We start from the raw sequence: 24,959 nt of genomic DNA on the forward strand, positions 1-24,959 counted from the left end.
TTCGCCGAATTCCGACCCGAAGGCTAGAACCCAGCAGCGAGGACTCCGTGGACCCCTCGCCCGGCTCAGACCTAAGTGCTTGATTTTCAAGCCCTTCAGCGTCTGCGCCGGAAGTGGGGCGCATTATAGGGGAGTTTAGGAGCAGGTCAACAGGTTATTTCAGAAATATTCAATAAAGAGGAATAGGCGCCAGGCGATAGCCCGCTTCGGTGCCGATGATCCGGTATTGCTTGATCTCGCCGGGCGCCAGGAGAATGGACTGCGACACGGCACTGGCCATGGGGGCGGCACAGGCGCCGGGCCCGGACGAGGTGAGGCTCACCGTGATCTCACCCGAAGGCAGGTTGAAGGAGGCACTCTGGCCGGCCATGAGGGTACCGGCCAGGCGACCCTGGATCACCAGGCCGATATCGCACCCCGAGCCAGAATAGGCGTCGTTGCGCGTGATCATCAGGATGCCCGGCTGTCCCGTCCCGCCCTGGGCGACCTGGGCAAGCGCAGAGGTACTACAGAGCAGGACGGCGAAAACACCAGCAAGCCACTTCATGACGATCTCCTCCGAGTCGTTACGAACCTTAGCATCGACCAGCCGGAACCGCGCTCTCTTTCGAAGCACGACCGGCCAGGTAGACGCCTACCCTGCACAGAAACTGAGCGAGCGGTCAGATTCCAGACTGAAGCAGCTGCCAGCAGCTATCTCTTTCAATAGCTATATCATTGAAAAACAACAATTTTATCTATCATCCCGAAAGTGGCTTCGATATTGCTAAAGAGGGCGATACCTGACCGTAGGGACAGGAAGCCATAACGAGAAAATCATCTGGGGAGCTGAAATGCGCAGAATCTTAACCACCACACTACTGACGGGCAGCCTGTTGGCCACCGGTGCAGCCAAGGCCGCCGACAGCCCGTTGCTGTGGCATGGCGAAAGCCTCACCTATCTATATGGCAAGGATTTCCGGGTCGACCCGCACATTCAGCAGACCATCACCTTCGAGCACGCCAGCGCCTGGACCTGGGGCGACCTCTTCCTGTTCGTCGACAGTATCTGGTTCAACGGCGCGAGCAATGCCAGCGATGGACACCAGGGCTTCTATGGCGAGGTCAGTCCGCGGCTGTCGTTCGGCAAGCTCTCCGGTAAGGATCTCTCCTTTGGCCCCGTCACTGACGTGCTGCTGGCCACGACCCTGGAATACGACCAAAACGATGGCAGAGGCGCCGGCCGTGATCAGCGCAACTATCTAATCGGCCCGGGCTTCGATCTCAAGGTGCCAGGTTTCGACTACTTCCAGCTGAACCTCTACTACCGCAAACCCGATGGCGGCAGCGCCCCCTCGGGTGCCTGGCAGTTGACGCCGGTGTGGGCCTACACCCTGCCCCTGGGCAATTCGGATCTGCTCATCGACGGCTACATGGATTGGGTGATGAACAACAAGGGCAGCTACCACGCCAACCTGCACTTCAATCCGCAGATCAAGTACGACCTGGGCAAGGCCCTGGGCTACGACGCCAAGCACCTTTATGTAGGTACCGAGTACGACTACTGGTCGGATAAGTACGGCATCAAGGACAGCGAAGGTTTCCGTACCGACCAGAGCGTCTTCAGCTTCCTGGTGAAGTATCAATTCTAAATCGCCCGGGGCCGTCCACGGTCCTGCCGCCGCCGTCCGCACGCGCGGATTCGATGCGAGGTAATCATCCATGACCACTCCCTCCCGGGACGATCTTCTCTATGGCCTGGAGGATCGCCCGGCCCCCCTCGCGGCCTTCTGCGCCGCGCTGCAGCACGTGCTGGCCAGCTTCGTGGGAATCGTCACCCCGCCGCTGATCATCGCCGGCGCCCTGGGCCTGCACGAGCACCTGCCCTATCTGATCAGCATGGGCCTGATGGTGTCGGGCGTCGGCACCTTCCTGCAGGCGCGGGGCGCGGGTGGCCTGGGTGCGGGCATGATCTGCCTGCAGGGCACCAGCTTTTCCTTCCTGTCGGCGGTGCTGGCGGCGGGGATGCTGGTGAAGCAGCGTGGCGGCACGCCGGAGGACATCCTGGCGATGATCTTCGGCGTCTGTTTCTTCGGCGCCTTCGTGCAGATCGGCCTGAGTCAGTGCCTGGGGCTGTTGCGCCGGGTGATCACGCCCCTGGTGACGGGTATCGTCATCACTCTGATCGGTGTGAGCCTGATCAGGGTGGGTGTCACCGACCTTGGCGGCGGTGCCAAGGCGGCTGACTTCGGCGCACCGACCAACCTGGCGCTGGGTGGACTGGTACTGGTGCTCATCATCGGCCTGAATCTGTCGCGACGACCCTGGCTACGGCTGTCGGCGGTGGTGATCGGCCTGCTGGTCGGCTCTCTGGTCGCCTGGGCCTGTGGCCTGCTGAAACCTCAGCCCTTGCCGCCGTTGCCTCTGGTGAGCGTACCCCTGCCCTTCCACTTCGGTTTCGCCTTCGACTGGTCGGCCTTCCTGCCGGTGGCGCTGATCTATCTGATCAGCACCCTGGAGACCACCGGCGACCTGACCGCCAACTGCCTGATCTCGCGGCAGCCCATCGAAGGACCGGCCTATCTGCGGCGTATTCGAGGCGGAGTGCTGGGCGATGGCGTCGCCTGCCTGGTGGCGGCTACCTTCAATACCTTTCCCAGTACCACCTTCGCGCAGAACAACGGCGTGATCCAACTGACCGGCGTGGCCAGTCGCTACGTGGGCTACTGGATCGGCGGCATCCTGCTGCTGCTGGGGTTGTTCCCGGTACTGGGCGCCGTCCTGCAGCAAATCCCCAAGCCGGTGCTGGGTGGTGCGACGCTAGTTCTGTTCGGCAGCGTCGCCGCAGCGGGCATCCGCCTGCTGGCGCAATGTAGCCTGGACCGCCGCAGCCTGTTGATCATCGCCACCTCCCTGGGTGTGGGGCTGGGCGTGGCCAGCCAGCCGACGTTGCTGGATCAGTTGCCGCCGCTGGTAAAGAATCTGTTCGATACCGCGATCACCAGTGGCGGCATCACCGCCATCCTCCTCAACCTACTGCTGCCCGAGGAGCGCACCGTACCGGTGACCGAGGGCAACCGCTCGGCGCAGCACCCTTGAGCGGAGACTTGTGTCCGAGGCAAGGGGTGCGCTATTGATGCCTGCCCCGCCCTCGGACCCTGCAGTCGTCATGACCCTACTCGTACCCGCCCACTACACCGGCCAGGACAAACCGGCTGGTCGCATCCGGCAGAAGAACGAGGAGCTGATCCTCGCCGCGGCGGAGGAGGAATTCGCCCGCAACGGCTTCAAGGGCACCAGCATGAATACCATCGCCCAGCGCGTGGGGCTGCCCAAGGCCAATCTCCACTACTACTTCAATAACAAGCTCGGCCTCTATATGGCGGTGCTGGGCAACATCCTCGAGTTGTGGGACAGCACCTTCAACCACCTGACGGTGGATGACGATCCGGCCGAGGCGCTGGCCCGCTATATCCGCGCCAAGCTGGAGTTCTCGCGACGCCAGCCACTGGCCTCGCGGATCTTCGCCATGGAGATCATTGGCGGCGGCACCTGCCTGTACGAGTACTTCAACCAGGACTACCAGGCCTGGTTCCGCAGCCGGGCAGCTGTGTTCGAGGCGTGGATCGCTGCCGGAAAGATGGACCCGGTAGACCCCATCCACCTCATCTTCCTGCTCTGGAGCAGCACCCAGCACTATGCCGACTTCGCCAGCCAGATCTGTCGGGTGACGGGACGTACGCGACTGACGCGGCAGGATTTCGAGGAGGCGGCCCAGACGCTTACCCATGTCGTCCTCAAAGGCCTCGGGCTCAAGGCGCCCGCAGGCGCATGACGTTCACCCTGACCGACGAAGCCTCCTGCGAAGAAGAGGTACGAAAGAGTCGTTTCCTCGCCCTCGCCGCTCCCGTCAGCAGCGTTGAGGCCGCCGTGGCCTTCATCGAACGGGTCAGCGTGCCCACCGCCACGCACAATTGCTGGGCCTGGAAGCTCGGCAACCAGTATCGCTTCAACGACGATGGCGAACCCGGAGGTACCGCGGGCCGCCCTATCCTGGCCGCCATCGAGGGTCAGGATTGCGATCAGGTCGTGGTAGTGGTCATCCGCTGGTATGGCGGCATCAAGCTGGGCACGGGCGGACTGATGCGAGCCTATGGCGGTTGCGCCGCTCGCTGTCTGCAGCAGGCAGACAAGCAGCCACTGGTGTTGCGTCAGGATTTCCGTTTCGCCTGTACCTATGCGGAATGGCCACTGATCAAGGCGCGCCTGGCGACCCTGGCCGTCGTGGTGCTCGACGAGGAGTACCAGGCCCTGGAAATCGCCCTGCGGATCGCTATAGAGCCGCAGCGCCGGGACGAGGTGGCGACCCTCCTGGCCAATGTCAGCAGCGGCCGCATCGTCTTGAGCGCCCTCTAGCGGCACGACCTTCGCTTTTACTCGCATCGCCGCCAACAGTCACGACGGCTGATCGCTCGGGTTACCCACAATGCCCGTGCACAGGGATGTGGATAACCCGTGCATGAAGTCACCGGAACGCCACCCAGACAGCTTTGACGGCAACTGGCGAAGAAATGAACACGACGCGTGGCCCCGCACCCCTGCCTTGACCCTGTCGTGGAGACGACGGCGGGAGGCGGGCCATCGGTAGCCTGCTGACCGCCGGAGTCGGTAGAGTGAGCGACCCCCTTTCCAGGAGCGCCCCATGCCCGCCCTTTCCACCCTGCTGCCCTGGCTCCGCGAGGTGGACCGCACCAGCCTGAGGGCGGACCTGGGCGCGGGCCTGCTGGGCGCGGTGCTGGCGCTACCCCAGGGCGTGGCGTTCGCCACCCTGGCCGGACTGCCGCCGCAATACGGGGTCTATGGCGCCGTAGTGCCCTGCATCGTCGCCGCCCTGGCCGGCTCCAGCCGCCACGTGGTGACCGGGCCGACCAATGCCAACTCCCTGGCCCTGCTGGCGGCGCTGTCGCCGCTGGCGCTGGCCGGCTCCGGGCCCTATATCGACCTGGCCCTGGCGGTGACCCTGCTGGTCGGCCTGCTGCAACTGACCGTGGGGGCGCTACGCCTGGGCGCCGTGGCCAATTTCATCTCGCCATCGGTGCTGCTCGGTTTCATGAGCGGCGCCGCCGTGCTGATTGGACTCTATTCGCTCAAGGATCTGTTCGGGCTTTCACCGCCCCTGGGCACCTCGGCGTTCGGCGTGCTCGGCTATCTGTTCGCTCATCCCTTGGCGATTCATTGGCCGTCGCTGGTGATCGGCCTGGTGACCCTGGCTGCCACCCTGCTGCTGCGCCGGCTACGGCCACGCTGGCCTAACATGCTGCTGGGCCTGCTGGCCGGGTGCCTCTGTGCCTGGGTGCTGGAGCGTAACCTGCCGGGTGCGGCCCAGGGCATCGCCCTGGTTGGCCGCATCCCTTCGGCCTTGCCGCCCTTTCATATCCCCGACGTCACCCTGCAGGACTTGGGCAATCTCTCCGGGATCGCCGTGGCCCTGACCCTGGTGGCGCTGGGGCAGTCGCTGTCCATCGCCAAGGCGGTGGCCCAGCGCTCCGGACAGCGGCTGGACATCAATCGCGAATTCATCGGCCAGGGGCTGGGTAATCTGGCCGGCGGCTGTTTTTCGGCCTATGTCTCCTGTGGCTCGCTGAATCGTTCCATGCCCAATCTGGAGGCGGGTGCCCGCACCCCCCTGGCCGCGGTGTTCGCCGCGCTGCTGGTGGTTGCCCTGGTGGCCTTCGGGGGCGCACTGATCGCGGCCATTCCCCTGGCAGCGATCTCCGCCACCCTGCTGCTGGTGGCGCGCGGCCTGCTGGACCTGGGGCGCTGGCGCGAGGTGCTGAAGGTCAGCCGCACCGAGGCGCTGGTCGCCGGAGTGACCTTCCTGGCGACCCTGACCATCCCCTTGGACCGCGCCGTGCTCCTAGGCACCCTGGTGTCCCTGGTGGCCTATCTCTATCGCACTTCGCATCCGGCGATCCGTCCGCTGGTGCCGGATGGCAGCACACCCGAGCGCCGCTTCACCCCGCTGGACGAATTGGGCCATCCGGCACAGGAATGTCCGCAGCTCAAGCTGGTGCGGGTGGAGGGTTCGGTGTTCTTCGGCGCCGTCCAGCATGTCACCGAGCAACTGGACGGCTTCCGTCGCACCCAGCCAGACCAGAAGCACGCGCTGTTCATGACCAAGAGCATGAATTTCATCGACCTGGCCGGTAACGACCTCTGGCGCCGAGAGTGGCGTGAGCGCCGTGCCCTGGGTGGCGACCTCTATTTCCATCGCCCACGGACGCCGGTGCTGCAGTTGTTCGCCAAGACCGGCTTCCTCAGGGAGCTGGGCGAGGGGCACGTGTTTTCGTCCAAGGACCAGGCCCTGCGCAGCATCTATCCGCGCCTGGACCCGGAAATCTGTCGAACCTGCACCGCGCGCACCTTCGTGGAATGCGCGGCGCGAGCAGCGGAGCCGCCTAAGGACGAGACCCGGACGGGCTGCTAAGCTGGCGGTTTCCCTCTGCCGCTGGAGCTGCTCATGCCTGCTGTCCTGTCTCGCGTTCGTTCGCTCGCCTTGACCTGTCTGCTGTTGCCAGGCCTGGCCCTGGCCCATGGTCATCTCAAGAACGCCGAGCCCGCGCCGGACAGCACCAGCAGCCAGGCACCCAAGCAACTGAGCCTGACCTTTTCCGAGGGCATCGAGGCGTCGCTCAGCCAGGTGCAGTTGCAACGGCTGGACGGCCAGTCCAGCACGGCGATCACCACCGGCAAGGTCATTTCCGGCACGGATGCCCGGACCCTGGAGGTCCCGCTGGAAGCACCGCTGCCGGCAGGCCGCTATGAGGTGAAATGGCGGGTACTGGCCAAGGATGGGCACAAGACCCAGGGTGATTACCGCTTTACCGTCCAGTAAGTCTACTCGTGTTCGACGGCGGACTGGCGACGCCCGAGGCCTGGCGTCCGCTCACCCGTGCCCTGCTGCTACTGCCGCTGCTGCTGACCTGGGGTTATCTGGCCCTGGCGCTATGGCTCGCCAAGCCCAGGCTGCGTGCCTGGCTGCTGGCGCGTGCCAGGTCGAGCGCACGGCTGTTGGGCGGACTGTTGTCGCTCGGCGTGCTGGCGCAATTACCATTGCAGGCCGCCTTGATCGGTGATGGCTGGACGGACGCCTTCAACCTGACGCTATGGCGCCTGGTCTTCGCCACCGACGCGGGACAGGTCTGGCGCTGGCAACTGCCCCTGGGGTTGCTGCTGGCGTTGTGGCTGCTGGGAGGGCCGCGCGAACGGGGTTGTGGCTTGTTCTGGGGCCTGAGCGGCGTACTACTGGCCAGCCTGGCACTGGGCGGCCATGCGGCGGCAACGGGTGGCGCCCTGGGCTTTGCGCACCAGTTGAATCAAGGGATGCACCTGCTCAGCAGCGGTCTCTGGCTGGGCAGTCTGCCCGGCGTGCTGCTCTGCCTGTATCGGCCACCTGCCGCGTTGAAAGGCGGGATCCGCGAGCTGCTGCAGGGCTACTCGCTGCCAGGCCAGGTGAGCGTGGCATTGGCGCTGCTCAGTGGTGTAGTCAACAGCCTGTTGATCCTCGGACCCGAGGGACTGTTGCAGCTGACTCCCTACTCCGGCCTGCTGCTGGCCAAGGTGCTGGTGGTGGCGGGGATGGTGGGGCTGGCGCTGCTCAATCGCTATGGACTGGTGCCGCGCTTGGCGCGGGGACCCGGCGCCTTGCAGTGGCTCCGCCGGGCCACCCTGGTGGAGATCGCCCTGGGCGTGATCGCCGTGGCCTTGGTAGCGATCTTTTCCGGCCTCGATCCCTACCGCTGAAACGCGGGGCGGCGCGCACCGCCCCGGTACGCCTCAGAAATAGACGTTCATGCCCAGGTAGATTTCCTTGGTGCTGTCGAGTTCGGTGGAGCCGAGCTTGGTGCCGTCTTCGTCGATGTCCGGCTTGGCGTTGCTGCGCAAGTAGCGATAGCCGGCCTCCAGCGAGGTGCGGTCGTTGACCTGCTGCAGGATGCCCGCCTGGACGCCGGCCAGGTAGCCGGTATCGCCGTTGTGGCTGTAGTTGGAGCCATCCTGGGTAACCCGCGTCAGGCCCAGGGTGCCACCGCCGAACAGTTTGGTGCTGTTGCCCAGCGGGTAGAAGGCGTCGTAGCTGCCAGTGAGATCCTGCTGCCGGAGCTTGATGCCATCACTGCTGCCGCTGACCTGGTCGAGGGTCGCGTAGTAGCGCCCGGCGTCGTTCTGCTGACCGAGGCGCAGCCCCCAGGTGTTGTTGCCGTCGATGGCGCCATCGGTGTCGGGGCTGTTGAGGTTGCTGTTGAGCGCGTGGCTGTTGTCGAAGTTGTTGTAGCTCTTGCCGTAGGTGAGGCCGGCGAAATTCTGGGTATCGGCAGCGAAGACCGAGTGGCTGGCCAGCGCCAGCAGACCGAAGAGGACGACACGGGATTTCAAAGCGTTCATGTTGATAGATCCTCACGCGATTCGAATACAGCCCGACCGGCTGCGAGGCCATCTTCGCGGCACGCAGGTTATCGGCGGATTAACGGTACTGAATCGAAGCTGAACGGCATGAGGCGGGAAGGCGACCGGACCGCCCGTTGCAGGCGGCCCGGCAGGGAGGGATCAACGCTGACGATGGTACTCGGTCACGCGCAGGACTTCTTCCTTGGAGCCCAGGAACACGGCTACCCGCTGGTGCAGGCCGTCGGGCTGGACGTCGAGGATGCGCTGGTGGCCGTTGGTGGCGACGCCACCGGCCTGCTCCACCAGCAGGGCCATTGGGTTGGCCTCGTACATCAGGCGCAGCTTGCCGGGTTTCTCCGGCTCACGGGCGTCGCGGGGGTACATGAAGATGCCACCGCGGGTGAGGATGCGATGGACGTCGGCCACCATGGAGGCGATCCAGCGCATGTTGTAGTTCTTGCCCAGGGGACCTTCCTTGCCCGCCAGCAGCTCGTCGACGTAGCGCTTGACCGGGGCTTCCCAGTGACGCTGGTTGGACATGTTGATGGCGAATTCGGCGGTGCTCTCCGGGATGGTGATGTCTTCGTGGGTCAGTACGAAGCTGCCCAGCTCGCGATCCAGGGTGAAGCCCTTGACGCCGTCGCCCAGGGTCAGTACCAGCATGGTCTGGGGACCGTAGATGGCGTAGCCGGCGGCCACCTGCTCGGTGCCCTTCTGCATGAAGGCTTCTTCGGTCACGTCACCGGTGGTGCTGCTGACGAAGTCCTTGCGCAGGATGGAGAAGATGGTGCCGACGGAGACGTTGACGTCGATGTTGGACGAGCCGTCCAGCGGGTCGAACATCAGCAGGTAGGCGCCCTTGGGATAGTGACCGGGGATCTGGTGGACCTGGTCCATTTCTTCGGAGGCCATGCCGGCCAGGGTGCCACCCCATTCGTTGGCTTCCAGCAGGATTTCGTTGGACAGCACGTCCAGCTTCTTCTGCACCTCGCCCTGGACGTTCTCGGTGCCCATGCTGCCGAGGACGCCACCCAGCGCTCCCTTGGACACCTCGTAGCTGATGCGCTTGCACGCCCGCGCCACGACTTCGATGAGGAAGCGCAGGTCGGCCGGGGTCTTGTGGCTGCGGGTCTGCTCGATGAGGTAACGACTGAGGGATATCCGGGACATCGCGGTGCTCCTTGTAATGATGGGCGCGAGTGTAGCGCCAAAGCTCAAGCTCCGTCTCAAGCAGAGCGAAGGGACCAGCCAGGGCCGGGACGCACTGCACGCCAGGAAGCGACGCCGGCTTGGGGCGGGCGTCGCCGACATCGCCAGAGGCGACGTCTCGAGGGGCTCAGGACGCGTCCAGGGTCTCCACGGCCAGCAATACGCCTCGGCCAGCACGGAGATTTTCGGCGCTGGGATAGACTGCCGAGTCAGGTTCCAGTTCAGGCTGGCGACTGTCCAGCTGTATCACCCAGTGATGTCCATCACGTGACGGGGGCAGGCACAAGGCGATTTCCTCGGGGCGGGGCTGGAAGGCCAGCCAGAGTCGCGCGGCCTGGGCCTGACCTTCGCCATCGACGGGTTCGAGGGTCAGGGCGAGCGGCAGGCTGGCCGCGCTCTGCCAGCGGCCATCGTCCATTGGAGTGCCGTCGGCGTCGAGCCATTCGATCCTGACCCAGCCATTGGGGTCGGGCCGCCCGAGCAAACGCCGGGCCTGCAGGGCGGGATGGGCGCGGCGCAACGCCATGAGCCGACCGACGAAGGCGCCCTGCCGTTGCCCAGCCTGGCTGGCGGCCAACTGCCAGTCGAGCCAGGAGAGTTCGTTGTCCTGCACGTAGGCGTTGTTGTTGCCCTGCTGGGTGCGACCGAATTCGTCGCCGGCGGTGAGCATGGGCTCGCCCCCGGCGAGGATCAGGGTCGCCAGCAGGGCACGCTGGTCGGCGGCGCGGGCCTCCTGGATCCGTGGATCGTCACTCGGACCCTCCACGCCGTTGTTCCAGCTCTTGTTGTCGGTGGTGCCGTCCCTATTGCCCTCCCCATTGGCCTCGTTGTGCTTTTCGGCGTAGCTGACCAGGTCGGCCAAGGTGAAGCCATCGTGGGCGGTGATGAAGTTGACGCTGGTGCGCAGCAGGCGATCGCCTTCCCCGAACAGGTCGGCGCTACCCGCCAGGCGGGTGGCCAGGGCACCACGCAGGCCCTCGTCACCGCGCCAGAAGCGACGCACGTCGTCGCGGAAGGCATCGTTCCACTCCTGCCAGGGCGCGCGGAAGGCACCGACCTGATGGCCGCCGGGGCCGATGTCCCAGGGTTCGGCCACCAGCCGTACCTGGCGCAGGATCGGGTCCTGGGCCAGCGCCTGGAGCAGCGGCGCATCGCGGTCGAAGCCGCTTTCCAGCCGCCCCAGGGCGGGGGCCAGGTCGAAGCGGAAGCCGTCGACGCCAGCGGCAGAGACCCAGTGGCGCAGGCTGTCGAGGGTCAGGCGCAGTGCCGGCGGGCTGTACAGCGCCAGGCAGTTACCGCAGCCCATGTCATTGATGTAGCGCGCCGGATCGTCCGGTTGCAGGCGGTAGTAGCCAGCGTTGTCCAGGCCGCGCAGGTTGAAGGTAGGACCCAGTTCGTCGCCTTCGCCGGTATGGTTGAAGACGACGTCGAGCAGCACCTCGAAGCCGGCCGCCTGCAGGGTGGCGACCGTCTCGCGCAACTCGCCCAGGGCATCGGCCCCGGCCAGGCGCGGATCGACGGCGGCCATGACCACCGGGTTGTAGCCCCAGTAGTTGGCCAGGCCCAGGGCCGGCAGATGACGATCATCGGCCCAGGCAGCGATGGGCAGCAATTCAAGGGTGGTGACGCCGAGGCGCTGCCAGTGCTCGATCAACGCTGGCTGCCGCAACGCGGCCAGGGTGCCACGCTGGCGGACCGGGACCTTGGGGTGCAGCTTGGTCTGGCCGCGCACGTGCAATTCGTAGATCAAGCCAGCGTCGCGGCGCTTGGGCGCCGGCGCCAGGGCTTCCAGGGATGGCAGGACGATGGCCTTGGGCACCTGGGCGCCGCTGTCGCGTTCGTCCGGACGGTTGGGGTCGTCGGGATGAAAGCCATAGGTGCTGGGATGCAGCTGGAAGGGCCGGTCCACCGCCAGGGCCCAGGGGTCCACCAGCAGTTTGTGGGCGTTGAACCTGAGGCCATCCTGCGGCCGGTAGGCGCCGTGGGCACGCAGACCGTATCTCAGTCCTGGCCTGGCGCCGGGCAGGAACCCGTGCCAGACGCCGCCCTCGTGCTCGCGAAAGGTCAGGCGCTGGGTCTCGGCTTCACCCTTGACGTCGTAGAGGCAGAGTTCGACGGCTTCGGCAACGGGCGACCAGACGGCGAAGTTGATGCCGTCGTCGACGAGGGTGGCACCGTAGTGCGTGGGGCTGCCGGCTTCGAGGCGGGTGAGGGTGCGGGGCATGGGGGCTCCAGTTGGACGGGGGCGCTTCAGGGATGTAGACGTCGTGGACGGCAGGGGTTCTCAGTTGGGACACCGCTGATCGCGGCCATGGGCCGCTCCTACAAAAGCCGGCATTACCTGTAGGAGCGGCCCATGGCCGCGATAGAACCTCAAACGACTACAACGCCTTCCAGATCTCCGTGGCGTACTCGCGGATGGTGCGGTCCGAGGAGAACCAGCCCATGCTGGAGGTGTTGATCACCGCCGACTGCCACCATTTGTCCGGCTGTTGCCAGCGATTCTCGACCTGGCGCTGGGCGTCCCAGTAGGCATCGAAATCGGCGCAGACGAGGAAACGGTCGTGCCAGGTGAGGACGTCCAGCAGGCTGTTGTAGCGAGCCGGTTCCTCGGGCGAGAACTGGCCGCCGCGCAGGCCCGCCAGGACCTGGGAGAGGCGCGGCGAATTCTCGATGATGTCCGAGGAAATCCCGCCGCTGCGCTGGCGCTCTTCCACCTCGGCGGCCTTGAGACCGAAGATGAACATGTGTTCGGCGCCGATCAGTTCGCACATCTCCACGTTGGCGCCATCGAGGGTGCCGATGGTGAGAGCGCCATTGAGGCCGAACTTCATGTTGCTGGTACCCGAGGCCTCCATGCCGGCGGTGGAAATCTGCTCGGACAGATCCGCCGCCGGGATCATGACCTCGGCCAGGCTGACGTTGTAGTTGGGCAGGAAGACCACCTTGAGCAGGTCGCGGGTCAGGGGATCGTTGTTGACCACCTTGGCCACGTCGTTGGCCAGCTTGATGATGAGCTTGGCCTGGTGGTAGCTGGCAGCGGCCTTGCCGGCGAAGATCTTGACCCTCGGGGTCCAGTCACCGTTGGGGTTGTCGCGGATCGCCTGGTAGAGGGCGATGGTCTGCAACAGGTTCATCAGCTGCCGCTTGTACTCGTGGATGCGCTTGATCTGGACGTCGAACAGCGCACTGGGGTCGAGGTCGATCTCCATCCGCTGTTTCACCAGGCTGGTGAAGGTGTCCTTGTTGCGCTGGCGCTGCAGGGCGAAGCGCTCGCGGAAGTTGCTGTCGTTGGCGTAGGGCTTGAGTTCCGGCAGGGTCCGCTCGGGATCGTGCAGCACGCCCTGCCCCAGGGTGTCCACCAGCAGGTCGGTGAGCGCCGGGTTGGCCTGGTGCAGCCAGCGGCGGAAGGTGATGCCGTTGGTCTTGTTGTTGATCCGCTCCGGATAGAGGCGGTGCAGCGAGCGGAACACCGTCTTGCGCATCAGATCGGTGTGCAATCCGGACACGCCGTTGATGCTGTGGGAGCCGAGGAAGGCGAGGTTGCCCATGCGCACCCGGCGACCCTGGCTTTCGTCGATCAGGGAGACGTAGGAGATCATGGCGCCATCGGTTTCGCCGCGGGCGCGCAGGGAGTCGAGGAACTGGGCGTTGATCAGGTAGATGATCTGCATGTGCCGCGGCAGCAGGCGCTCCATTAGTTGCACCGGCCAGGTCTCCAGGGCCTCGGGCAGCAGGGTATGGTTGGTGTAGCTCAGGGTGCCGACGGTGGTGCTCCAGGCGGCGTCCCAGGGAATGCCATGGACGTCCACCAGCAGGCGCATCAGCTCGGCGACGGCGATGGCCGGGTGGGTATCGTTGAGCTGGATGGACACGTGCTCGGGCAGGCTGAGCAGGTCGCTGTGCTGCTTGAGGTGGCGGCGGGTCAGATCGGCCAGGGAGGCGGCGACGAAGAAGTACTCCTGGCGCAGGCGCAGTTCCTGGCCGGCTTCGCTACTGTCGGCCGGATAGAGCACCCGCGAGATGCTTTCGGCGCGGGCCTCGTTGGCCACGGCGCCGACGTGGTCGCCGGCATTGAAGGTTTCCAGGTGGAGGATCTCCAGCGGCCGGGCGCGCCACAGGCGCAAGGTGTTGGCGCCCTCCCCGCCCCAGCCGATCACCGGGGTGTCGTAGGCCACCGCACGGATGCGCTCGCCGGGATTCCAGATCTGCCGACGCGGATCGCCTTCACCGTAAGGCGCGACATGGCCGCCGAAGCCGATCTCGTACACCACCTCGGCACGCTCGAATTCCCAGGGATTGCCGAAGTCCAGCCAATTCTCCGGCTGCTCCAGCTGGAAGCCATCGGCGATCACCTGGCGGAACAGGCCGTGCTCGTAGCGAATGCCGTAGCCATGGCTGGCAATGCCCAGGGTGGCCATGCTTTCCATGAAGCAGGCCGCCAGGCGCCCAAGACCGCCGTTGCCGAGGGCGGCGTCCGGTTCCAGGCCGCGGATGCGCTCCAGGTCGACCCCGAGGTCAGCCAGCGCCCGGCGGGTCTCTTCGAGGATGCCGAGGTTGGACAGGCTGTCGATCAGCAACCGACCGATGAGGAATTCCAGGGAGAGGTAGTAGACCCGCTTCTGGCCGGTGCGATAGGCCTCGCGGGTGCGACTCATCCAGCGGTCGACGATATAGTCGCGCGCGGCCAGGGCGGTGGCCTGGAACCAGTCGTGGTCGAGGGCGTTGTCAGGGTCCTTGCCGACGGCATAGGTGAGCTTGGAGAGGATGTTGGTACGCAGCGCGGAAACTTCGTTGGGCGAGATGAAGCGGGGTCTTGTCATCAGGGTTAACCTCTGCAAGCGCTTAGGCTTGCCTGAAAAGTACCTGCGCATCGGTGATGCTGCGTTAAAAATCAGCTCGGAATGCTCATTTACCGCTCGTAAACTCCGCTTCCTCGCTGATTTTTGCCTTGCCTCACCTTCGCTCGGCGACTTTTCAGACACGCCTTAGGAATCAGATCGCGAAGTGGCCGCATACGGCGCGGCTGGAGCCTTTCCCCTTACTTGTAGGCGAAACGCCAGGGAGCTCCAAGCTTTTTTCGACCAGCCAGGCGGCGGAAGGTCCCCTCCCATCCTCTCTGTCGTAAGCTTTTCCCAGGCGAGCGTGACGACCAGGCTCAAGGGCGCCGGGGCGTCAAGGTGTCCAGCACCTGCCGCGCCAGGGCATGGTAGAGCGGTACCGGCATCAGCCAGCCGGAGACCGCGGCGGCCAGCAGACAGGCGGCCAGTACCGGCAGCGCCATGTCCGGGCTGTGGGCCAGTTCCAAGGTGATGACGGTGGCGGTCAGTGGCGTGCGGGTGACGCCGGCGAGATAGGCGGCCAGGCCCAGCAAGGCGCCCTGGGCCAGACCGATGCCGGGCAGCCAGTCGACCAGCGAGGCGCCTAGGGCGGCGCCCACCGCCAGCGAGGGCGAGAACAGCCCGCCCGGCACGCCGGCCAGGTAGGAGACGATGTTGGCGAGGAATTTCCACAGCAGGAAGTCGCCACTGGTCACGGGCTCGCCGGCCAGGATGGCGTGGGTCTCGGCATAGCCGGTGCCGAACACGTGTTGGCCGGAGAGCAGTCCCAGCGCCGCCAGCACCACGCCACAGCCGGCCGCGAAGGCCACCGGGCGACGGCGGCGGACGGCGTTCAGGCGTCCCAGCCAGCCCCGGTCGGTGGGCAGCACCAGGCGGCCGTAGCAACCGCCCAGCAGCCCGCCGACGATGCCGATGACGGTCACGCCGACCCAACCCAGGCCCCAGTTCAGGTGCAGGTCCAGGGCGCCGAGGTAGCTGTAGGGACCGACGATGCCTAGGGTGACGATACCGCCGAGCAACACGGCGGTCAGCACCAGACCGCTGAAGCGCTGCTCGAAGGTATGGGTCAGCTCCTCGATGGCGAAGACCACCCCGCCCAGGGGCGTGTTGAAGGCCGCGGCGATACCCGCGGCGCCGCCGGCGAGGATCAGTCCGGACAGGGTCCGGCGACCGTGCAGGCCGAGGCGCTTGCCGAAGCCATAGAGCAGCGCGGCGCCGACATGCACGGTGGGCCCCTCGCGGCCCACCGAGCCGCCCACCAGCAGCGCACCGGCGGTGAGCAGCAACTTGGCCAGGGCGATGGGCGGCGCCAGCAGGCGGGCGCGCAGGTCCGCCTCGGGCCGTTCGAGGGTGGCGATGACCTGGGGAATGCCGCTGCCACGGGCGTCGCGCAGCACGCCTTGGGTCAGCCAGACCAGCAAGGCGAAGCCCAGGGGCGTCACCAGCCAGGGCCAGACGGCGCTGTGCTGCAACATCTTCTGAAAGAAGCCGAAGGCGGCATCGGCCAGCCAGGCGAAGGCCAGACCCGCCAGGCCCACCAACACGGCCCCAACCCAGAAGGCGATGCGCTGGCGCCATTCGCGCAGACGGCGACGGCGGCGGTGACGCTGCAGGTGCAACCGCCGGCGGGCGGCGACTTCGGGATCGGTATCGGGAAAGACGGGATCGGACATGGACGCGAGAGCACCGGGAGGCCAGGGCCTCCCAGTGTAACCGCTTGTTACCGCCGTGTTGCCAGGGCTGGCATCAGGCCGCGGGGACCAATTCGGTCGCCGCCTCGTTGCGCTTGAGCACGGCGTAGATCACCCCGGTCACCACACTGCCGGCGGCGATGGCGCCCAGGTACAGCCAGGCGTGGCTGATGGCATTGGGGATCAGCAGCACGAAGAGACCGCCGTGGGGCGCCATCAGCTTGCAGTTGAACAGCATCACCAGGGCGCCGGTGAGGGCACCACCGATGACGCTGGCCGGGATCACCCGCAGCGGGTCCTTGGCGGCGAAGGGAATCGCCCCCTCGGAGATGAAGCACAGCCCCAGCACCGAGGCCGCCTTGCCGGCCTCGCGCTCGCTCTGGGCGAACTTGTGGCGCGCCAGCAGGGTGGAGATGCCCATGCCGATGGGCGGCACCATGCCGGCCGCCATGGTGGCGGCCATCGGCCCGTAGGTCTTGGAGGCCAGCAGGCCGACGGTGAAGGCATAGGCAGCCTTGTTGATCGGCCCGCCGAAGTCGATGCACATCATGGCGCCGAGGATCAGGCCAAGCAGCACGGCGTTGCTGGTGCCCAGGTTGTTGAGGAAGTCGGTGAGCCGACTCAGGGCGCCGGCCACCGGGGTGCCGACCAGGTAGATCATCACCAGGCCGACGATGAGGCTGGCGAACAGCGGGATGATCAGGATCGGCTTGAGCGCCTCGACGCTGGCCGGCAGCTTCACGTGCTGGGCGATGGCCTTGGCCACGTATCCGGCCAGGAAGCCGGCGATGATGCCGCCGATGAAGCCGCTGCCCAGGCTGGCCGCCAGCCAGCCGCCGATCATGCCGGGCGCGAGGCCCGGGCGGTCGGCGATGGAATAGGCGATGTAGCCGGCCAGCACCGGGACCATCAGCTTGAAGGCCGATTCACCGCCGATCTGCATCAGTGCCGCGGCGAGCGTGCCCTGTTCCTTGAAGGCCTCGATGCCGAAGACGAAGGACAGGGCGATCAGCAGGCCGCCCGCCACCACCATCGGCAACATGTAGGACACCCCGGTGAGCAGGTGCTTGTAGACGCCCGCGCCTTCCTTCTTGGCGGGCTTGGCGCCCTCGCTCGCGGTCGGCGCGGCACTGCCGGCCAGGGTCTCGCCCTCGGCCAGGGCCTTCTTGAGCGTCGCCTCGGGTTGCTTGAGGGCGACGCCGGTGCCGCAGCGATAGACGCGCTTGCCGGCGAAGCGCTCGACGTTGACCTCGATGTCGGTAGCCAGCAGCACCACGTCGGCCTCGCGAATGGCCTCGGCCGGCAGCGGATTGCGCGCCCCTACCGAGCCCTGGGTCTCCAGATGCAGGCGATAGCCGAGCTTCTTGGCCGCGTTCTGCAGCGCCTCGGCAGCCATGAAGGTGTGGGCGACGCCGGTCGGGCAGGCGGTGATGGCCACCAGGCGTGGCGTCTCGCTGGCGCTGGCGGGCATCGGGGCGGCGGCAGTGCCCGTGGTAGGGGCCTGCTCGAGGACCTTGGCTTCGCTGGCGGCGCGTTGCAGGAAGGCATCGACGTCGCGCAGGGCTTCCGCCGGGGTGGCGCGATAGACGCGCTTGCCGACGAAACGACCCAGGTCGACGGGACCAGTGTGGACCACGACGACCAGTTCGGCGCGCGCCACCTGGTCGTCGCTGAGCAGGGTGGCCTCGGGGCCGTCGTGGATCTCGACACTGGTGGTCCAGCCGCGGCGCTGGGCAGCGGCATCCAGCAAGCGGGCGCTGAGCACGCTGGTGACCATGCCGGTCGGGCAGGTCGTGACGATGGCGATGTTCATGGGGTTACCCCTGGTTCTTGTTCTAGCGGAAAGTCGGGCAGGCGGCGCACGCGCACCTGGTCTTCGAAGGCAGCGAGCTGCACGGGATCGTGGATGCCGAAGCCGATCTGGGTGACCGCCAGGGCAGCGATCGCCGTGGCCGTGGTCAGGGTGCGCTCCGGCGTCTGGCCGGTGAGCAGGCCGTGCAGGATGCCGGCCAGCAGCGAATCCCCCGCGCCGACGGTGCTGGCTACCGTGACCTTGGGCGGCTGGGCCTCCAGGGTTTGCTGGCCGTACCAGCGCACGCCGTCGGCGCCCTGGGAGATCACCAGGTGCTCGATGCCCAGGGCGCGCAGTTGCTCGACCAGCAGCGCCTGCTCGGTGGCGGTCTCAGCGGGTGCACCGCAGGCCTCGGCCAATTCTTCGGTATTGGGCTTGATCAACCATGGACCGGACGCCAGGGCGGCGCGCAAGGCAGTGCCACTGGTGTCCAGCGCCACCGGCAAGCCGAGGGACTTGAGCCGGCCGATCAACGCCGCCAACCACTCGGGGCTTACTCCACGCGGCAGGCTGCCTGCCACCACCACGGCATCATGGCCGGGCGCGATGCGATCAAGGGTCTCCAGCAGTTCCTGCTGGGCAGCGGCGGAAACCTCCGGGCCGGGTCCATTGATGTCGGTGATGCGGCCGTCGGCTTCGGCCAGCTTGAGATTGCTGCGGGTCTCGCCGGGTACCCGGACGAAGGCGTCGGTGAAGCCGCGGCGGGCGAACAGCGCTTCGAAGGCGGCAGCGTTATCAGCACCCAGGAAGCCACTCACCGTCAGTTCATGGCCGAGATCGGCCAGCACCTGGGCGACGTTGATGCCCTTGCCGGCGGCATGCACGATCACCGCCTCGCTGCGATTCACCGCGCCGGGCTTGAGTTCGGGCAACTGGACGGTGAGGTCCAGCGCCGGGTTGAGGGTCAGGGTGAGGACGCGGCTCATCGCAGGGCCTCCACGCTCTGCCGCACTTCGGCGGCAGTAGCCAGCTCCAGCGCTCGCGCGGCGCAGGACTGTACCAGGCGCAGCTCCAGCTCGCGCACCCGCGCCTTGACCAGGGGCACGCTACGCGCCGAGACCGACAGCTCGTCCACGCCCAACCCCACCAGCAGCGGCACCGCCAGGGGATCGGCCGCCAGTTCGCCGCAGACGCCGACCCACTTGCCGTGGGCATGGGCGGCGCGCACCGTCATGTCGATCAGGCGCAGCACGCTGGGGTGCAGGCCGTCAGCTTCGCCGGAGAGCAGCGGGTGCCCACGGTCGATGGCCAGGGTGTACTGGGTGAGATCGTTGGTGCCGACGCTGAAGAAGTCCACTTCGGGGGCCAGTACCGGCGCCAGCAAGGCAGCCGAGGGGACCTCGATCATGATGCCGACCTGCAGGTCGGTGGTCGGGATCTCCTGGCGCAGGCGGTCGAGGATGTCACGCGCCTGGCGCCACTCCTCGACCCGGCCGATCATGGGGAACATGATCCGCAGCGGCCGGCCATCGGCGGCCTTGAGCAGGGCGCGTAGCTGAGTTTCCAGCAGCTCGGGGCGGCGCAGGGTCAGGCGGATGCCCCGAATGCCGAGGAAGGGATTCTCTTCCGGCGGCAACGGCAGATAGGGCAGCGGCTTGTCGCCGCCGACGTCCAGGGTGCGCACCACCAGCGGCTTGCCGGCCAGGCCGTCGAGGGCGCGGCGGTATTCCGCTTCCTGGGTGGCCTCGTCGGGCGCGGCGTCATGGCTCATGAACACCAGTTCGGTGCGCAGCAGGCCGACGGCTTCGGCGCCCTGCTCCACCGCGGCGGCGGCCTGGGCGGTGTCGCCCAGGTTCACGGCGATCTCGACGTGGTGGCCGTCACGGGTGGTGGCGCTTTCGAAACGGCGCGCTTCGGCGGCGCGGCGGCGCTCGGCCTGGAGCTCGCGCTCACGCTGCACGGCCTCGATGCGTTCGGCATTCGGGGCGATTTCCAGGGTGCCCTTGTCGCCATCCAGCAGCAGCACGCTGCGCGGCGCCAGGTCCAGCACCCGGCGCCCGGCACCGACGATGGCCGGAATGCCTAGGGCACGGGCGACGATGGCACTGTGGGAGCTGGCACCGCCGCGGGCGGTGAGGATGCCGCAGACGCGCTCGCGGTCGAGGCGGGCCACGTCGCCGGGGCCGACCTCGTCCATCACCAACACATAGGGTTCTTCCGGTTCACGCACCGCTTCGACGCCACAGAGCTGAGCCAGCACCCGGCGACCGACATCGCGCAGGTCGGCGGCGCGCTCGGCGAGCAGCCTGTCATGCAGGGCCTCCTGCTGGCTGGCCGCCTCCTCGATCTGGGCGTCCCAGGCCGCGGCAGCGCTGGCGTTGGCCTTGAGCCGGGTGGCGATGCCCTGCTGCAGATCGGGATCTTCCAGCATCTCCAGGTGGGTCAGGAAGATCTCGCGCAGGGCACTGGCTTCGCTACGGGCGATGAGCGCCTCGATGTCGGCACGCACCGCGGCCAGAGCCGCATCCAGGCGCTGGCGTTCGGCAGCGGCGCCTTCGCCGGTGGCGGGATAGTCGAAGTGCTGGGGCGCCACCACATGGGCCGGGCCCACGGCCAAGCCAGGCGCGGCGGCCACGGCCTGGGCATGGTCGCCCGGTGCCAGCGGCAGTTGTTCGGCGGGGTCCACCAGGCTGATGGCGGTGACCCGGGCGGCACCGGCCGGGGCCGGCGTGCTGGCCGTGACCGGTTCCACGTCTTCACCGAGACCGGCCTGTACGGCGCCGATCAGATCGTTCAGTGCGGCTTCGGCCGGGGTGCCGGGCTGGACCAGGAATTCCAGGGTCTGGCCGCGACGGGCGCCCAGCGCCAGCAGCCGCGACAGGCTCTTGGCCGAGACTGGGGCACCGCCATCGACGCGCACGCGGATATCGCCGTCATAGGCCTTGGCCAACCGCGCCAACTCCTTGGCCGGGCGGGCATGCAGCCCGTGGGCGTTGGCCAGCACCACCTGAGCACTGGGCCAGTCCGGGGCGACTTCACCGCCCAGGGCTTCGAGCACGGCACGACGGGAAGTAGCCTGAGCCAGTTCCTGGCCACGACCGGCCACCAGCAGGTCGCACAGGCGTTCGAGCAGGGCGCGATGGCCTTCGCCCAGGCTGGCCAGGCAGAACAGGCCACGCACCGGCTGATCTTGGTGCTGCAGGGGTTGCAGCGGGGTGACGAAGGCCAGACCGGGACGCTTCACCGAGGTCTCGCTGTTCAGCCACCAGAGGCCGTCGCCCAAGGGCAGCGGCTGACTGCCTTGCAGGGCAGCGGCAAAGCCAGCTCCCACGCATTCCATGTGCTTGAGCATGCGCGCACCCTGCCAGGCCAGGTCTTCCAAGTCCTCGGCATCGATGGCCAGTTGCACCAGTTCCTCGTCCAGGGCGAGGGCCTGGGGCGCCCCCTGCAGCAGGTCGAGGATCTGCTGGGGCTCGCGGGCCTCGCGCAGGGCCTGTTGCAGCTCGCTTTCGCCCAGGGCGCGGGTCAGCAGTTGCAGGATGCGCAGGTGTTCGTCGGACTTGGCGGCGATGGCGATGGCCAGGTAGGTCAATTGGCCGTCGCCCCAGTCCACGCCTTCGGGAAACTGCATCATCCGCACGCCGGTGACGAACACCTGGTCGCGGGTCTGGGGCGTCCCGTGGGGAATGGCGATACCCTGGCCGAGGTAGGTGGAGCCCTGGGCTTCGCGGGCCTTGAGGCCGTCGAGATAACCTGGCGCGACCAGACCGTCGCTGACCAGGGACTCGGCGAGCATGGCCAGGGCGGTCGCCTTGTCCGGCGCCTGCTGGGCCATGCGGATATGCTGGGCATTGAGTTCGAACATGGAAGGATACCTCCGGCGCCGCGCGCCCGATCCTGGCGCCGTGCCTTTCTTGTAATAGATGCTTGCCGGCTCGCTCGGCCCTGCAAAGGCGCCGGAAGCGGCGGCGCAGGGCCCTGGGCAGATAAGTGTCAGCCCTCGGACAACGGAAAGCTGAAACGTTTCACCCAATGGGACTGGAACGTTACTCGATAATCACCGATCCTTGAAGCACAACACACAATAAAGACCGCCTCGTTCGCGCCGTACAGCGCAGCAAGGGCAGGTCCGATGAGGAACAGGCGTGAAACTCAGCGACATCGCCCAATTGGCCGGCGTATCCCTCACCACGGCGAGCTATGTCATCAACGGCAAGGCGGCCCAAAGACGTATCAGCGCAGCGACCGTGGCGCGGGTCATGGCCGTGGTCGAGGCCCATGGCTACCAGCCCGACCAGCGCGCCGCCGGCCTGCGCCGCGGGGCCACCCATACCCTGGGCTTTCTGCTGCCCGACCTGGAAAACCCCAGCTACGCCCGCCTTGCCAAGCAGCTGGAGGGACGCGCCCGGGCGCGCGGCTACCAATTGCTGATCGCCTGCACGGACGACGATCCGGACAGCGAGCGCAAGCTCATCGCACTGTTTCGTGCCCGGCGCTGCGACGGCCTGTTCACTGCCAGCAGCCTGGCCGAGGACGACGCGCCCTATCGGCAGTTGCAGGAGCACAATATCCCGATCATCGCCATCGACCGCCAGCTCGATCCCGCGCAGTTCTGCTCGGTGGTCAGCGACGATCACGCCGCCGGCCGGCAGCTAGCGGCCACCCTGCTCACCCCCGACACCCACAGCATCGCCCTGATCGGTGCGCGCCCCGACCTGGTCATCAGCCGCGAGCGCGCCGCCGGCTTCGCCGCGGCCATCGCCGATCACCCGGCGCGCCACTGGGAACGCCATGCGCCCCACTACAGCCGTGACGGCGGTCGTGCCCAGGCCCAGGCGATGATCGAGGAGCTCGGCCATTGGCCCGAAGCCCTGCTGACCACCTCCTACGTCCTGCTGCAGGGCGTGCTGGACGTGTTGCGGGACCACCCGCTGGCGGCCGGTGCCAACCTGCGCCTGGCCACCTTCGGTGACACCCAGCTGCTGGACTACCTGCCATTCAAGGTGAACGCCATCTCCCAGCAGCACGAAGTCATCACCGAGCGCGCGCTGGAACTGATGCTGGGCGCCCTGGAAAACGACGAGTACCTGCCCGGCGTCCGGGCCATCCCTAGGGTGCTCAAGCGCCGCCTGCCATGACCCCGCTGATCGACACCCACAACCACCTGGACTATCCGGGCTTCGACGCCGAGCGGCCGGCGCTGCTGGCCGAGTGTGGGCGCCTGGGCGTAGTACGTCAGGTGTTGATCGGTGTGGAGCGTGAGCAGTGGCCGCAACTCTGGCGAGTCGCCACGGCAAACCCAGGCCTGTATGCCGCGCCGGGCCTGCACCCGCTGTACCTGTCACGTCACCAGGAAGCCGATATCGAGGCGTTGCGGGCCTTCTGCCTGGACCATCGAGAAGATCAACGGCTTTGTGCCATCGGCGAGATCGGCCTGGACTACTTCATCGAGGCACCGGACAAGCCGCACCAGGCCTGGTTCTTCGAGCAGCAGGTGCGCCTGGCCATGGAGCTGGAACTGCCGGTGCTGCTGCATGTGCGCCGCGCCCATGCCGACGTGGTCAGGATCCTGAAGCGCCTCAAGCCACCACGGGCCGGCATCGCCCACGCTTTTTCCGGGAGCTACGAGGAAGCCCGCGAATACCTGCGCCTGGGTTTCAAGATCGGCCTGGGCGGTGCACCCACCTGGCCCCAGGCCAAGAGATTGCAACGGGTACTGCCGCAACTCCCCCTGGACGCCATCGTCCTGGAGACCGATGCCCCGGACATGCCGCCGGCGACGCATCCGGACGTGCGCAACAGCCCTACCCACCTACCGGCCATCTGCGCGGCCCTGGCGCCACTGTGGGACGTCTCGGCCGAAACCCTGGCGGCCACCACCACGCGCAATGCCTGCGCGGTGTTCGGTTGGGACGCCCCCCACCTCGCCTAACGTTCGTCGCCCCCCAATTCGCGGTGCAACCTCCCCCAATCGAAGGCCGGACCGGGATCGGTCTTGCGCCCTGGCGCTATGTCGCTGTGGCCTTGGATTCGCTCGGCGGTGATCGCTGGATAGGCCCGCTGCAGCGCCCGCGTCAGCCGGCCCAGGACGAGGTACTGGGCATCGGTATAGGCGAGGTCGTCGGTGCCTTCCAGTTCGATGCCGACGGAAAAGTCATTGCAGTTCTCGCGACCGTCGAAACGGGAAACCCCGGCATGCCAGGCCCGCTGGTCGCAGGAGACGAACTGGATCACGGCACCGTCGCGCTCGATGAGGAAGTGGGCCGCCACCCGCAGGTCGACGATCTCCTGGAAGAACGGGTGGGCGCCGTGGTCGAGGCAATTCTGGAAGAAGGCCTGGACGCACCCTGTGCCGAATTGCCCGGGGGGCAGGCTGATATTGTGGATCACCAGCAGGGACACCTCCGTCCCCGCTGGCCGCTCGTTATGGTTGGGCGACGGGCAGCGTTGCGCCTCGCGGTACCAACCCTCGACGAATACCCCTGCCATCAGCGCGCCTTGGCCTTGAGCGCGTCGCGCAGGGCGGTGGCGTCGCTGAACTCACGCTGGCCGACGAAGCGGCCGTGATCGAGCATCACCCAGAGCACCTTGTCCGCCGCACCGGGAAAGCGCGGCACGATGCGCGACTCCCGGTCCAGCAGCACCCGGTAACCGTACTTGCGCATCGCCGGCACGGCGAACATCTTGGTGATGGCCGCCGGCATGCTGCTGATGTCGGCGATGTAGGCCACCCGGGTGCCGTCGATGAAGGCAGCCGGCTGATCACGCATCGCCTCCTTCACCAGGCCGGAACCGGTCATGCTGCGGGCGACCAGCAACACCTGCAGGCGGTCGTCGAAGGTATAGGGCTGGTCGCGCTGGTCGAGCAGCGTGAAGGGTGCGACCCGCTCGCCCGGCTCCAGCGCCAGGGCGGTCAAGGGCAGCAACAGACAGGCCAACAACAACGCCAGGGCTCGTGCGCGCATGGCATCCTCTCTTGAGTGATCCAACGAGGTCGCTATC

General features: G+C 66.9%; 20 protein-coding genes. 9 read left to right on the plus strand and 11 right to left on the minus strand.

Annotated elements, in window-relative coordinates; all coding sequences use genetic code 11:
• Positions 1-169: 169 nt before the first annotated feature.
• Positions 170-547, minus strand: a complete 378-nt coding sequence (locus RND78_RS20960; RefSeq protein WP_312731853.1) for a hypothetical protein — start codon at positions 545-547, stop codon at positions 170-172.
• 286 nt (positions 548-833) lie between these two features.
• On the opposite strand from RND78_RS20960, the gene RND78_RS20965 reads away from it, so the two are divergent.
• From RND78_RS20965 to copD, 7 genes are all read left to right on the plus strand, one after another.
• A complete protein-coding gene (locus tag RND78_RS20965) occupies positions 834-1,631 on the plus strand; it encodes an outer membrane protein OmpK (RefSeq protein WP_312731854.1) in 798 nt (265 codons plus the stop codon).
• Positions 1,632-1,701: 70 nt separating this feature from the next.
• A complete protein-coding gene (locus RND78_RS20970) occupies positions 1,702-3,078 on the plus strand; it encodes a nucleobase:cation symporter-2 family protein (RefSeq protein ID WP_312731855.1) in 1,377 nt (458 codons plus the stop codon).
• Positions 3,079-3,148: 70 nt separating this feature from the next.
• The gene (locus tag RND78_RS20975) at positions 3,149-3,814 is read left to right on the plus strand and encodes a TetR/AcrR family transcriptional regulator (protein WP_312731856.1); all 666 of its coding nucleotides are present in this window, start codon (positions 3,149-3,151) and stop codon (positions 3,812-3,814) included.
• Complete coding sequence (locus RND78_RS20980; RefSeq protein WP_312731858.1) at positions 3,811-4,395, plus strand: YigZ family protein; 585 nt, start codon at positions 3,811-3,813, stop codon at positions 4,393-4,395. The genes RND78_RS20975 and RND78_RS20980 overlap by 4 nt, the downstream gene beginning before the upstream one ends.
• A 286-nt stretch (positions 4,396-4,681) precedes the next feature.
• The gene (locus RND78_RS20985) at positions 4,682-6,466 is read left to right on the plus strand and encodes a SulP family inorganic anion transporter (protein WP_312731860.1); all 1,785 of its coding nucleotides are present in this window, start codon (positions 4,682-4,684) and stop codon (positions 6,464-6,466) included.
• 33 nt (positions 6,467-6,499) lie between these two features.
• Positions 6,500-6,874, plus strand: a complete 375-nt coding sequence (gene copC, locus RND78_RS20990; protein ID WP_312731861.1) for a copper homeostasis periplasmic binding protein CopC — start codon at positions 6,500-6,502, stop codon at positions 6,872-6,874.
• Between the two features lie 8 nt (positions 6,875-6,882).
• Entirely contained in the window at positions 6,883-7,782 is a 900-nt protein-coding gene (gene copD, locus RND78_RS20995) for a copper homeostasis membrane protein CopD (protein WP_312731863.1), read from the plus strand.
• A gap of 33 nt (positions 7,783-7,815) precedes the next feature.
• Here copD and RND78_RS21000 read toward each other — a convergent pair whose 3' ends face one another.
• From RND78_RS21000 to ptsP, 8 genes are all read right to left on the minus strand, one after another.
• Positions 7,816-8,421 (minus strand): hypothetical protein, encoded by a 606-nt coding sequence (locus RND78_RS21000; RefSeq protein WP_312731864.1) that lies wholly within the window; start codon positions 8,419-8,421, stop codon positions 7,816-7,818.
• 162 nt (positions 8,422-8,583) lie between these two features.
• Complete coding sequence (locus RND78_RS21005; RefSeq protein ID WP_312731865.1) at positions 8,584-9,594, minus strand: class 1 fructose-bisphosphatase; 1,011 nt, start codon at positions 9,592-9,594, stop codon at positions 8,584-8,586.
• A gap of 166 nt (positions 9,595-9,760) precedes the next feature.
• Complete coding sequence (gene glgX, locus RND78_RS21010) at positions 9,761-11,857, minus strand: glycogen debranching protein GlgX (protein WP_312731866.1); 2,097 nt, start codon at positions 11,855-11,857, stop codon at positions 9,761-9,763.
• A gap of 157 nt (positions 11,858-12,014) precedes the next feature.
• Entirely contained in the window at positions 12,015-14,456 is a 2,442-nt protein-coding gene (locus RND78_RS21015; RefSeq protein ID WP_312731867.1) for a glycogen/starch/alpha-glucan phosphorylase, read from the minus strand.
• Between the two features lie 335 nt (positions 14,457-14,791).
• Positions 14,792-16,147, minus strand: a complete 1,356-nt coding sequence (locus tag RND78_RS21020) for a chloride channel protein (protein WP_312731868.1) — start codon at positions 16,145-16,147, stop codon at positions 14,792-14,794.
• Between the two features lie 73 nt (positions 16,148-16,220).
• The gene (locus RND78_RS21025; protein ID WP_312731869.1) at positions 16,221-17,978 is read right to left on the minus strand and encodes a PTS fructose-like transporter subunit IIB; all 1,758 of its coding nucleotides are present in this window, start codon (positions 17,976-17,978) and stop codon (positions 16,221-16,223) included.
• Positions 17,975-18,943, minus strand: a complete 969-nt coding sequence (pfkB, locus tag RND78_RS21030) for a 1-phosphofructokinase (RefSeq protein WP_312731870.1) — start codon at positions 18,941-18,943, stop codon at positions 17,975-17,977. Before pfkB ends, RND78_RS21025 begins: the two co-directional genes overlap by 4 nt.
• A complete protein-coding gene (gene ptsP, locus RND78_RS21035; protein ID WP_312731871.1) occupies positions 18,940-21,822 on the minus strand; it encodes a phosphoenolpyruvate--protein phosphotransferase in 2,883 nt (960 codons plus the stop codon). Before ptsP ends, pfkB begins: the two co-directional genes overlap by 4 nt.
• A 280-nt stretch (positions 21,823-22,102) precedes the next feature.
• On the opposite strand from ptsP, the gene cra reads away from it, so the two are divergent.
• On the plus strand, positions 22,103-23,095 hold the full coding sequence (gene cra / locus RND78_RS21040; RefSeq protein WP_312731872.1) for a catabolite repressor/activator: 993 nt from the start codon (positions 22,103-22,105) through the stop codon (positions 23,093-23,095).
• The gene (locus tag RND78_RS21045; protein ID WP_312731874.1) at positions 23,092-23,889 is read left to right on the plus strand and encodes a TatD family hydrolase; all 798 of its coding nucleotides are present in this window, start codon (positions 23,092-23,094) and stop codon (positions 23,887-23,889) included. The genes cra and RND78_RS21045 overlap by 4 nt, the downstream gene beginning before the upstream one ends.
• On the opposite strand, the gene ampD is transcribed toward RND78_RS21045, so the two are convergent.
• Positions 23,886-24,446 (minus strand): 1,6-anhydro-N-acetylmuramyl-L-alanine amidase AmpD, encoded by a 561-nt coding sequence (ampD, locus tag RND78_RS21050; RefSeq protein ID WP_312731876.1) that lies wholly within the window; start codon positions 24,444-24,446, stop codon positions 23,886-23,888. The two genes, RND78_RS21045 and ampD, sit on opposite strands and share 4 nt — an antisense overlap.
• A complete protein-coding gene (locus tag RND78_RS21055) occupies positions 24,446-24,922 on the minus strand; it encodes an FAD/FMN-containing dehydrogenase (protein ID WP_312731877.1) in 477 nt (158 codons plus the stop codon). Before RND78_RS21055 ends, ampD begins: the two co-directional genes overlap by 1 nt.
• Positions 24,923-24,959: the final 37 nt, after the last annotated feature.

It is taken from the genome of Pseudomonas oryzihabitans, assembly GCF_032027545.1.
Classification (GTDB): domain Bacteria; phylum Pseudomonadota; class Gammaproteobacteria; order Pseudomonadales; family Pseudomonadaceae; genus Chryseomonas; species Chryseomonas oryzihabitans_F.

What these genes read in the sequence shown, in the direction of transcription:
- RND78_RS20960 (WP_312731853.1), bottom strand. Translation starts at nt 547, where the DNA reads ATGAAGTGGCTTGCTGGTGTTTTCGCCGTCCTGCTCTGTAGTACCTCT.
- RND78_RS20965 (WP_312731854.1), top strand. Translation starts at nt 834, where the DNA reads ATGCGCAGAATCTTAACCACCACACTACTGACGGGCAGCCTGTTGGCC.
- RND78_RS20970 (WP_312731855.1), top strand. Translation starts at nt 1,702, where the DNA reads ATGACCACTCCCTCCCGGGACGATCTTCTCTATGGCCTGGAGGATCGC.
- RND78_RS20975 (WP_312731856.1), top strand. Translation starts at nt 3,149, where the DNA reads ATGACCCTACTCGTACCCGCCCACTACACCGGCCAGGACAAACCGGCT.
- RND78_RS20980 (WP_312731858.1), top strand. Translation starts at nt 3,811, where the DNA reads ATGACGTTCACCCTGACCGACGAAGCCTCCTGCGAAGAAGAGGTACGA.
- RND78_RS20985 (WP_312731860.1), top strand. Translation starts at nt 4,682, where the DNA reads ATGCCCGCCCTTTCCACCCTGCTGCCCTGGCTCCGCGAGGTGGACCGC.
- copC (WP_312731861.1), top strand. Translation starts at nt 6,500, where the DNA reads ATGCCTGCTGTCCTGTCTCGCGTTCGTTCGCTCGCCTTGACCTGTCTG.
- RND78_RS21000 (WP_312731864.1), bottom strand. Translation starts at nt 8,421, where the DNA reads ATGAACGCTTTGAAATCCCGTGTCGTCCTCTTCGGTCTGCTGGCGCTG.
- RND78_RS21005 (WP_312731865.1), bottom strand. Translation starts at nt 9,594, where the DNA reads ATGTCCCGGATATCCCTCAGTCGTTACCTCATCGAGCAGACCCGCAGC.
- glgX (WP_312731866.1), bottom strand. Translation starts at nt 11,857, where the DNA reads ATGCCCCGCACCCTCACCCGCCTCGAAGCCGGCAGCCCCACGCACTAC.
- RND78_RS21015 (WP_312731867.1), bottom strand. Translation starts at nt 14,456, where the DNA reads ATGACAAGACCCCGCTTCATCTCGCCCAACGAAGTTTCCGCGCTGCGT.
- RND78_RS21020 (WP_312731868.1), bottom strand. Translation starts at nt 16,147, where the DNA reads ATGTCCGATCCCGTCTTTCCCGATACCGATCCCGAAGTCGCCGCCCGC.
- RND78_RS21025 (WP_312731869.1), bottom strand. Translation starts at nt 17,978, where the DNA reads ATGAACATCGCCATCGTCACGACCTGCCCGACCGGCATGGTCACCAGC.
- pfkB (WP_312731870.1), bottom strand. Translation starts at nt 18,943, where the DNA reads ATGAGCCGCGTCCTCACCCTGACCCTCAACCCGGCGCTGGACCTCACC.
- ptsP (WP_312731871.1), bottom strand. Translation starts at nt 21,822, where the DNA reads ATGTTCGAACTCAATGCCCAGCATATCCGCATGGCCCAGCAGGCGCCG.
- RND78_RS21045 (WP_312731874.1), top strand. Translation starts at nt 23,092, where the DNA reads ATGACCCCGCTGATCGACACCCACAACCACCTGGACTATCCGGGCTTC.
- ampD (WP_312731876.1), bottom strand. Translation starts at nt 24,446, where the DNA reads ATGGCAGGGGTATTCGTCGAGGGTTGGTACCGCGAGGCGCAACGCTGC.
- RND78_RS21055 (WP_312731877.1), bottom strand. Translation starts at nt 24,922, where the DNA reads ATGCGCGCACGAGCCCTGGCGTTGTTGTTGGCCTGTCTGTTGCTGCCC.